The organism is Winogradskyella aquimaris (genome assembly GCF_042676105.1).
GTDB classification, from domain to species: domain Bacteria; phylum Bacteroidota; class Bacteroidia; order Flavobacteriales; family Flavobacteriaceae; genus Winogradskyella; species Winogradskyella aquimaris.
In genome coordinates this window covers 127,774-136,215 of record NZ_JBHTJQ010000001.1, presented here as the reverse complement: position 1 = coordinate 136,215, position 8,442 = coordinate 127,774, and the positions used below count along the sequence as shown (strand labels likewise).

General features: G+C 34.9%; 7 protein-coding genes. All 7 read left to right on the top strand.

Annotated elements, in window-relative coordinates:
- Window positions 1–133: 133 nt before the first annotated feature.
- The 7 genes from ACFQ1K_RS00570 (at window position 134) to ACFQ1K_RS00540 (ending at window position 8,346) form a co-directional block, all read left to right on the top strand.
- A complete protein-coding gene (locus ACFQ1K_RS00570) occupies window positions 134–1,345 on the top strand; it encodes an agmatine deiminase family protein (RefSeq protein WP_320556165.1) in 1,212 nt (403 codons plus the stop codon).
- A 72-nt stretch (window positions 1,346–1,417) separates the two neighbouring features.
- The gene (locus tag ACFQ1K_RS00565) at window positions 1,418–2,104 is read left to right on the top strand and encodes a CPBP family intramembrane glutamic endopeptidase (RefSeq protein WP_320556164.1); all 687 of its coding nucleotides are present in this window, start codon (window positions 1,418–1,420) and stop codon (window positions 2,102–2,104) included.
- Between the two features lie 95 nt (window positions 2,105–2,199).
- On the top strand, window positions 2,200–4,080 hold the full coding sequence (locus tag ACFQ1K_RS00560; RefSeq protein WP_320556163.1) for a serine hydrolase domain-containing protein: 1,881 nt from the start codon (window positions 2,200–2,202) through the stop codon (window positions 4,078–4,080).
- Window positions 4,081–4,298: 218 nt separating this feature from the next.
- Window positions 4,299–5,111 (top strand): hypothetical protein, encoded by an 813-nt coding sequence (locus tag ACFQ1K_RS00555; RefSeq protein ID WP_386133523.1) that lies wholly within the window; start codon window positions 4,299–4,301, stop codon window positions 5,109–5,111.
- Between the two features lie 183 nt (window positions 5,112–5,294).
- The gene (locus ACFQ1K_RS00550) at window positions 5,295–5,981 is read left to right on the top strand and encodes a DUF4386 domain-containing protein (protein WP_320556161.1); all 687 of its coding nucleotides are present in this window, start codon (window positions 5,295–5,297) and stop codon (window positions 5,979–5,981) included.
- A gap of 164 nt (window positions 5,982–6,145) precedes the next feature.
- The gene (locus ACFQ1K_RS00545) at window positions 6,146–6,736 is read left to right on the top strand and encodes a Crp/Fnr family transcriptional regulator (RefSeq protein ID WP_320556160.1); all 591 of its coding nucleotides are present in this window, start codon (window positions 6,146–6,148) and stop codon (window positions 6,734–6,736) included.
- Between the two features lie 77 nt (window positions 6,737–6,813).
- Window positions 6,814–8,346 carry a nitrilase-related carbon-nitrogen hydrolase gene (locus ACFQ1K_RS00540; RefSeq protein ID WP_320556159.1) on the top strand — a complete coding sequence of 511 codons (1,533 nt, stop codon included), beginning with the start codon at window positions 6,814–6,816 and terminating at the stop codon, window positions 8,344–8,346.
- Window positions 8,347–8,442: the final 96 nt, after the last annotated feature.

Below are 8,442 nucleotides of genomic sequence, written 5' to 3'. Positions count from 1 at the left end.
GCAATTAATCTGTACAATGAAATAAGATTACATTTATCTTTAGATTTTAAAACACCTGATATGGTATATAAATTAACAGCGTAAATCAATTTTTAACCTGTAGCCATATTTCAGGACGAGACATTAATAAACCATGAGAATATTGATATTTGTATTACCCTTGATCGTTCTAAGTTGCGCTAAAAAAACCTCAGAAACCAAAGAATACAGTTACCCACCCGAATGGTATCCACACCAAGCTGTATGGATAGATTTCCATGATGACAGTCATATACCCGTTCCGGATACAAGGGCAAGATTTGAGATCATTGAAAAACTACAGGATAAGGTTCCTGTAAAGGTTTTGGTCGATGGAGATGTGGCTGCGTTAAAGCTAGATAGTTTAATTGAGGCAAATGGACTTAACCCAAATCGTATAACAATAGTGACACACGAACAGCCGAATTGGGCTATGAGGGATGCCGGTCCAATATTTTTATCCAACGGTGATAGTTTAATGATTGCCGATTTTCAGTGGAATGGATATGCCGGAAAGCATGCAGACGACCTTGAACGAGGACAAATTGATAACGATTTGGCTGAAAGATATGGGTGGAAAATTAAATCCTCTGAATTTGCTGCTGAAGGGGGTGGCCTGGAAGTAAATGAAAATGTCATCCTATCATTCAAACATCATGGACTAAGCCGAAACCCGGGAAAAAGCTTGAAAGAAATAGAAGCCGAATATTTGAAGATGTATAATAAGAAAAAAATGATCTGGATTGAGGAGTCCATGCTATTAGAAACGCCCGGAAGGAAAATTGATAACTACTATGGTCAGGGAGCCAATCAACATATTGATGCCTATTTTAGGTTTGTAAATGATTCCACCATTTTGACTCCGGTAATTGCTGAAAGCGAAAAAGACAACAGTCCAATTCAAAGGCGAGATTACGATGCTATTCAAAAAAACCTGGAACAACTTAAAAAAGAAACCAATACCAACGGCAAACCCTTTACTATTGTGGAAATTCCAATGCCTGATATTTCTCTCTATACCTATAAAGTTTCGGCTCAACAATACATGGTTGATGAGTTCCACGAAATGACTCTTGGAGAGGACGTAATATTTGTCCCTATAATGGGATATTCAAATTTCCTGATTACTAACGGTGCTGTGCTGGTTTCAGAATATTGGAGAGAAGGCCTGCCATTAAAGGAGAAAGAAAAGGATGAAGAAATGAAAAAGATCCTTTCAGAATATTTCCCGGATCGGGAGATTATTGGCATCAAGAATGCCCTACTTTTGAATTGGAATGGTGGCGGCATTCACTGTCAGACACAACAAGAACCAAAATTAAACTAAAGACAACAATATATAAGCCATTAAAACGGGGCATTTACAAGACCGCTATGCGGTGTAAAAAACAGAGAATTAATGCTAAATAAATTATACAGATTTCTATCAAAACCGTATATGGTAATAATCGTAATGATTATTGCACCAATACTATCAATTGCAGATAGAAATTATGGATATTTTTTTGGTCTTTTTATAGCATTATTTCTCCTATGGAAAAGTGGTTGGGAATGGGCAAAGTTTGGTTTCGGTCAAAAAATAAGTTTAAATACAGTCTTTATGGGGTTATTGCTGGCTGTGTTCATCTTCATTGTCGTTGACATTTGCATTCAGCCATTCATTGAGATCTACTTTGGTCAAGTAGACTTGAGTTCTTTAGAGGATATAAGAGGTGATTTTGCCAGCTTATTGCCAATGCTTTTCATCGTATGGACATTTGTTGCTTTCGGAGAAGAGTTTTTGTTTAGTGGGTACTACATGAAACATCTTGCTGAATTCATGGGTGACACGAATAAAACATGGTTTGCTTCTGCCATTATTCTATCTGTCTATTTTGGTATTTCACACAACTATCAAGGCACATCAGGAATGATTGCCGTCGGACTGGCCAGTACCCTATTCTTCTTCACGTTTTATAAATACAGAACAAACCTTGCCTTGCTTGTTTTTGCACATGGTTTCTACGATACGATTGGTCTAACCTTAATATATTTGAACCAAGACCGAATATTCTATAATTGGGCTTTAAACATGATCAGCAATTGAAAAAAACGCCACACAACCAGATCTATATGCAATAGCGCCCTACGGGACGCTCCTACTGATAGCTAGAACCGCCTGGAATAATTTTAATTATCAAAATGAATAAAAGACAAGTCTTAATAACATTAATTACTCTTTTGGGGTTAATTCAAACTAACTTTTCTCAAGAATTAAATACAAGTTCTTCTGATTTGAAGTCCTGGATAGACAAACAATTTTTAACGGCTAGGGATTCGCTGAACATTCCAGGTTCTACATTTGCCCTCGTTCATAAGGATTCGATTGTCTATATTCAAGGTTATGGACTGGCTGATATAGAAAACAAAATGTCAGTATCAGATTCGACAACACTGTTTCGTATTGCGTCTATATCAAAAACTTTTGTTGGAGTGTCCATAATGCAATTGTACGAAGATGGAAAATTAACATTAGATGAAGATGTAAATACCTATCTAAAATCTATGCAACTAGATTACCACTATGAGCCACCCATAACTATTAGGCATTTGTTAACTCACACTGCTGGCATAGATGAAAGCAATCTAGAAAACCGTGTAAGAACAAAAGAAGAGCTTATTTCATTAGGGGCATATTTAGATAAAAAATTACCACCACAGATTAGACCACCAGGTGAGGCTATATCCTATAATAATTTTGGCTATGCACTATTAGGTCTTATCGTAGAAGATATTTCGGGATTAACTTTTGACGAATATGTCAGAATAAACATTCTTGAGCCTTTAGAGATGAATTTTACAAGTTTTAAAGAGTATATTTTCGATGATGAACTGTATGCCAAAAGTTATACACTCAAAAATAACGAACTAGTAGCTTACCCAAAAGGGTATGTTCTTCAATATCCTGCTGGCTCAATTATGTCCAATGCTAAAGAAATGAGCAATTATATGTCTATGTTTCTAAACCATGGAGCTTACAAAAACCAAAAACTACTGGACAGTCTCACACTTGTAAAACAATTATCACAAGCATTTAAGCACTATGAAAAAGCACAAAATGGTTGGTTGTTGGGATTTTATGAAGGGCATTGGAAAGGACTGAGAATTGTACAACATGCTGGAGATATCGATGGCTTTGCCAGTTTATTAATGCTTATACCTGAAAAAGACATAGCTGTATTTTTATCTGTTAATTCGTCAAGTATAAAAGACCTTACGAACAGAAATTTTGTTAATCAATTTACAGATAAGCTATTAGCGAAATTATTTCCTACAATTGCAAAAAATGAAAATAGCAAAGAAACACCTAAAAAAGGGAGAGTTTCTAAGCCACTTAAAGCCTTTGAAGGTGTCTACAGGCCAACTAGATATGCCCAATCCACTTTAGACAAAGTGGCTCTTTTTATAGGAATAAGACCAGATATTAAAATTTCTGTAAAAAATGACAGACTCTTAATCAATGGTGATGAAGAAGAGCTTATTCCTATTTCAAATCTCAGCTTTTATGCGATAAATCAGGAAAAGTATACCTCATTTAAACAGAACGATTACGGTAATATCGCCTATTATTTTTTAGATAATCAAGCATATCATAAAGTGAGTTGGCATAGTACTTTAAGGTTTCAAATTACAATGATAGTAAGCATACTTGTAGTATTTATCCTCTTCATTTTAGGTACTATGATTCGACGATTATTTTTAAATAAAAAAGAGGTACATCTTGTTGGAAAATTAAATCTTAGTATAGCAATACTTAGCTTTTTGTTTGTGTTCATTTTTGGATATTCCTTAATGACAACAGATCCCAACGAATTTTTATACGGTCTTCCATTTATAGTGAAGGCATCTTTAATTTTACCATTGCTAATTATCATTTTAACTGCAATTTCCTTAATTGCTATATTTAGGGCAATCAGAGAAAAAAAATCCCGCTTTTGGTGGTTTAATTACTTAGTAACTATTGGAGCATTGTTTTTCATAGTATGGCTTTCATTTTGGAATTTGATTGGGTTTAATTATTAAATTATGCACAACAACGGCCATAATTCATAGTGGTTGAATTACTAATCGGAATCCCCTGAAAATCTGCTATCTTTCAATTAGGGCAGAAAAATCCTGTGGATTTTACCGCAACGAAACCATAGCCAATCATATTGGCATTAATTAAAAAAATGAAAAAATCCTTATATATCTCGATACTAACAATACTTGTTTTTGGTTGTAAAAATGATGTAGCCAAGATGGAGTTTTTAATCGAAAAAATACCTAACGAAATACCTATTGTATATAGAAAGGAACTAATTCCTGATAATGGGATTATTCACAGGGGAATATTTAGCCCTGACTTAAAAGAATATTATTACACATTATCTGATAAGAATTTTGAAAATTTTAATGTTTTTAAAATAGAGAAAGCTAATGGGATTTGGTCTGAACCAAAAGAAGCTTTTTTTAATAGTAACTATAATGAACATGGAATGAGTTTCTCCCCTGATGGAAAAACGCTTTATTTTAGTTCAACAAGACCAGTCGGTGTTGAAGGAATCCCTGATTCTTGGCATATTTGGAAATCTGATAACATTAATGGAAAATGGAATGCACCAGTTTTTGTTGACATCCCGAATTTGAGAGATAAATTAGTATCTCATCCAACAGTTACTAATTCCGGAACTTTATATTATCACGCCAGTAATTTGGACTATAGTGAAATGGATATCTATTACTCAAAAAATGAAAATGGAATATTTAAAGATGGAAAAAGAGTTGACTTAGGGACTACTTTGAGAAAATGTACACCCTATATTTCACCTGAAGAAGATTATTTAATTTATGCTACAATTGAAAATCAACTTGATTTAATGATTAGTTATAATGATGGAAATGGTACATGGACAGGTACTAAAAAATTCAATGATAAAATTAATAACAAGGGCCAAGGAAATCCTTATGTGACTCCTGATAATAAATTCCTCTTTTTCACAACTGGAGATTATCAAGATAAAAAATGGAAAATCAATTGGGTTAATATAGAATCGGAGATTAAAAAAAACTAATGCCAACTATGTATAACCACAATTTTAATGGAATCGACTACATTCGAATGCACACAGAATTGCTAAATACAGTGCTGAAACTAAAAACCATAACAGACGTTTATGCTTAGCCTTTGGAGCAAAATTGTAACAATAACCCTGTTCAAACGTCAAATTTAATATGATACTAAGAGCTAATAATCTATGAATATAAATAAAGAACAAAAGCAATCGATTAACACTGCAAGAATAACAGGTGTATGGTATTTGATGTTGGCTATTTCAGGGATTTTAGGGTTTATGGTCTTTCATTCTCAAATATTTGTATCTAGTAATCCAGAACAAACGCTGACGAATTTAGTAGAACTAGAATCTACTGCAAGAATTAGGCTACTATTAGAGTTTGCTATTGTTATATCACAAGCACTTACCGCAGTTTGGTTTTTCAAATTATTTAAAGACAATTATGAATGGGAAGCTTGGACTCTAGGCATATGGGGTATTGTGAATGCATCAGCTATTATGATAAGTGCAATTTCAATTGCCTCTGCTATAAGTGTTGCCAATTCTGATATAAGTGCGATGGAAGACAAAGTTTTACTAATTGAAGTCTTTCAAAATATAATTTCAAATGCTTGGGGTGTTGGTGGTATTTTCTTTGGGCTTTGGCTATTTCCTATGGGATATATAGTCATAAAATCTAAAAGAATGCCTGTCTGGTTAGGAAGAGTTATTGTTTTAGGTGGTATTGGCTATCTCATTAGCACTTTTATCCGCTACGCAGGAATTGATTTTAGCTTTAATAGATTTTTCACTCTACCTGCAACCATTGGAGAATTTTGGATGATAGGTTATTTATTAATTTTTGGAATAAGACCTATCAACGAGTAAAATTAAATTAAAACATCACACAACAATGGCCATAAGTAATTGATTGTTTTCGCCATTTTCGGAAAATCCACAAGGATTTTCAACTTGGTGGTTACTTGTAAATTTAAGTGTTAAACCATGCAACTTCTCATAGCCGAGACAGTTCTAGCAAATAAAAGATAGTCATGAATTTAGAACAGATTAAAGAACGAACAAGACCAATAGTTAACAAAGTGTCTCCTGTATCGGAGAGGTCATTAGAACTGATGAGTGACTTGATTATAGTTGAAGTTTATGAAAAAGGAGATGTGTTTATTGATAGAGGAAAAAATAATAATAAGGAATACTTTGTTTACGAAGGCGTCTGCCGGAGTTTTTTGCTAAACCCCGAAGGTGAGGAAGTAACAATATCTTATTTTCTTGAGGGCGGTGTGCTCTCTCCGAATAAAACGAGAACAGCAAACCAAATATCTCACCTCAACTTTCAAGCGCTTACAAAGGTAACCTTAGCCAGTTTAAACGCCGACAAGTTTGAGCAGCTGATGATAAATCACATTGACATACGTGAGTTTGGAAATATGGTTCTACAAAATGAACTCCTTGCAAAAGTTGAAAAAGAAATTGCCCTCGCCTCACTGAATGGAAGAGAAAGGCTCCTTCTTTTTAGAAAAAAATATCACTTTTTGGAAAATCTAATCTCACATGTTGACATTGCCTCCTATCTAGGAATTACAAATGTTTCCCTGAGCAGACTCCGAAAAGAACTCATGGAGTAAACTGTCATCCTTTAACAAATGTTAATGGATTTGAAGTCAGTTTCATCAATCTTTGCGGAGTACTAAAACAAAGAAAGATGACAAGTTTATTAAACACCCTCAAGCAAGGATTTAATGTAAATAAAATTAATCCACTTTGGTATCTCGCAATTGGAGTGGTTACCATAGCCCTTACTCACATGACCTTTAGTATTGAAGTCATGGCTTGGGTTTCAAGTGTTCCATTTTTAATATACCTAAGTCTCACACAAGGTTGTAAGTCAAGATTAACCTTTTTTCTCGCTTTAGTTTTGGCTTGGTCTCTTGTTGTAACCAAGATTATTAGCGATCCAATTCCATTGATGTTGGTTTTTCTCTACTCGATCCCAATTAGTTTGTTTCACCTGCCTGGATACATGATCTGGAGCACATTTAGAAATCAGAAATATGCGCTGTTTCTATTTCCAGTTATCATGATCATTATGGAATGGATTCAGTACACCTTTACACCTCTTGCCAGTTGGGGAGTAGCGGCATATACCATGCACGATAATGTATCACTGATTCAAACAGTATCCTTGTTTGGATTGGCCGGTTTAAGCTTCCTGATTTATTGGGTTAATGTCTCTATTGCTGAAATAATTATCAGAAGAAAAACCTCTGTTTCAACATTTCAGCTCCCGTTGATTATGCTGTTCCTTTTAATTGCTTTTGGCTCCATCCGTTACGACCTAAGCAAAGGCATTGGTAAAGACAGTGTAACTGTTGCCGCAGTTGGTACAGACTCGAAAGCAAGTGGTTTGCCCTTGCCATCTAAGGAAAGAAATGAACAGGTTAAAACTGAATTTTTTAAACGAACCAGAACTGCGGCAAACGGTGGCGCTAAAATAATATCATGGAACGAAGCCGCCACATTTATTATGCCTGAAGATGAGAATGAATGGATTAACTCCATCCAGGAACTAGCCGCTGAACTCAATATCACTTTGGTAGCTTCTTATGTGACACCCATTTCACAATCTCCCTTGAGGTATGAGAACAAGTACCAGTTTATCGATTCGTCAGGAAACATTACGCATTCCTACCTCAAGCATCAACCCGTTCCAGGAGAACCAGCTGTGCAGGGAACCTCGCCTTTAAAAGTTGCTGATATAAAAGGAACAAAAGTCGGAGCCGCAATTTGCTACGATTATGATTTTCCTTATCTGGCAAAAGGGTATGGTGAATTAGGAGCAGATATGGTATTGCTTCCTTCAAGTGATTGGAGAGGCATCGACCCTGTTCATACAGAAATGGCAGCCTTTAGAGCTGTTGAGCAAGGTCACTCGGTGCTTCGTTCAACGCGTTTTGGGCTCTCTGCAGCAATTACACCCTACGGTGAAATGGTTTCACAAATGAGTAGTTTTGACGATAATGATAAAATCATGTATTCACAACTACCTAAAAAAGGTGTCACTACATTATACTCCGTTATTCAAGATAGCTTTGTTTACCTGTGTATTGGATTCTTACTGTCGTTCATGGTTATTGTGTCTCGATCAAAAAATAAATCAAAACCTTTAAAAAAGATGCTTGATTTAAATAGAAATATGTTCGTATTACTTGCTAGAATAAAACCTAAACTGCATTAAAACGCAGTTTATGCAAATCGATATACCTAATTAAAACCTATGAAGGGTAACAATTTTTCCAATATTAGTCTTCTTATAAAGAAATTATAATCAACC

Bases quoted from the DNA above. Each gene is read 5' to 3' on its own strand.
- ACFQ1K_RS00565 (WP_320556164.1), top strand. From the start codon at position 1,418: ATGCTAAATAAATTATACAGATTTCTATCAAAACCGTATATGGTAATA.
- ACFQ1K_RS00550 (WP_320556161.1), top strand. From the start codon at position 5,295: ATGAATATAAATAAAGAACAAAAGCAATCGATTAACACTGCAAGAATA.
- ACFQ1K_RS00555 (WP_386133523.1), top strand. From the start codon at position 4,299: ATGGAGTTTTTAATCGAAAAAATACCTAACGAAATACCTATTGTATAT.
- ACFQ1K_RS00560 (WP_320556163.1), top strand. From the start codon at position 2,200: ATGAATAAAAGACAAGTCTTAATAACATTAATTACTCTTTTGGGGTTA.
- ACFQ1K_RS00570 (WP_320556165.1), top strand. From the start codon at position 134: ATGAGAATATTGATATTTGTATTACCCTTGATCGTTCTAAGTTGCGCT.
- ACFQ1K_RS00540 (WP_320556159.1), top strand. From the start codon at position 6,814: ATGACAAGTTTATTAAACACCCTCAAGCAAGGATTTAATGTAAATAAA.
- ACFQ1K_RS00545 (WP_320556160.1), top strand. From the start codon at position 6,146: ATGAATTTAGAACAGATTAAAGAACGAACAAGACCAATAGTTAACAAA.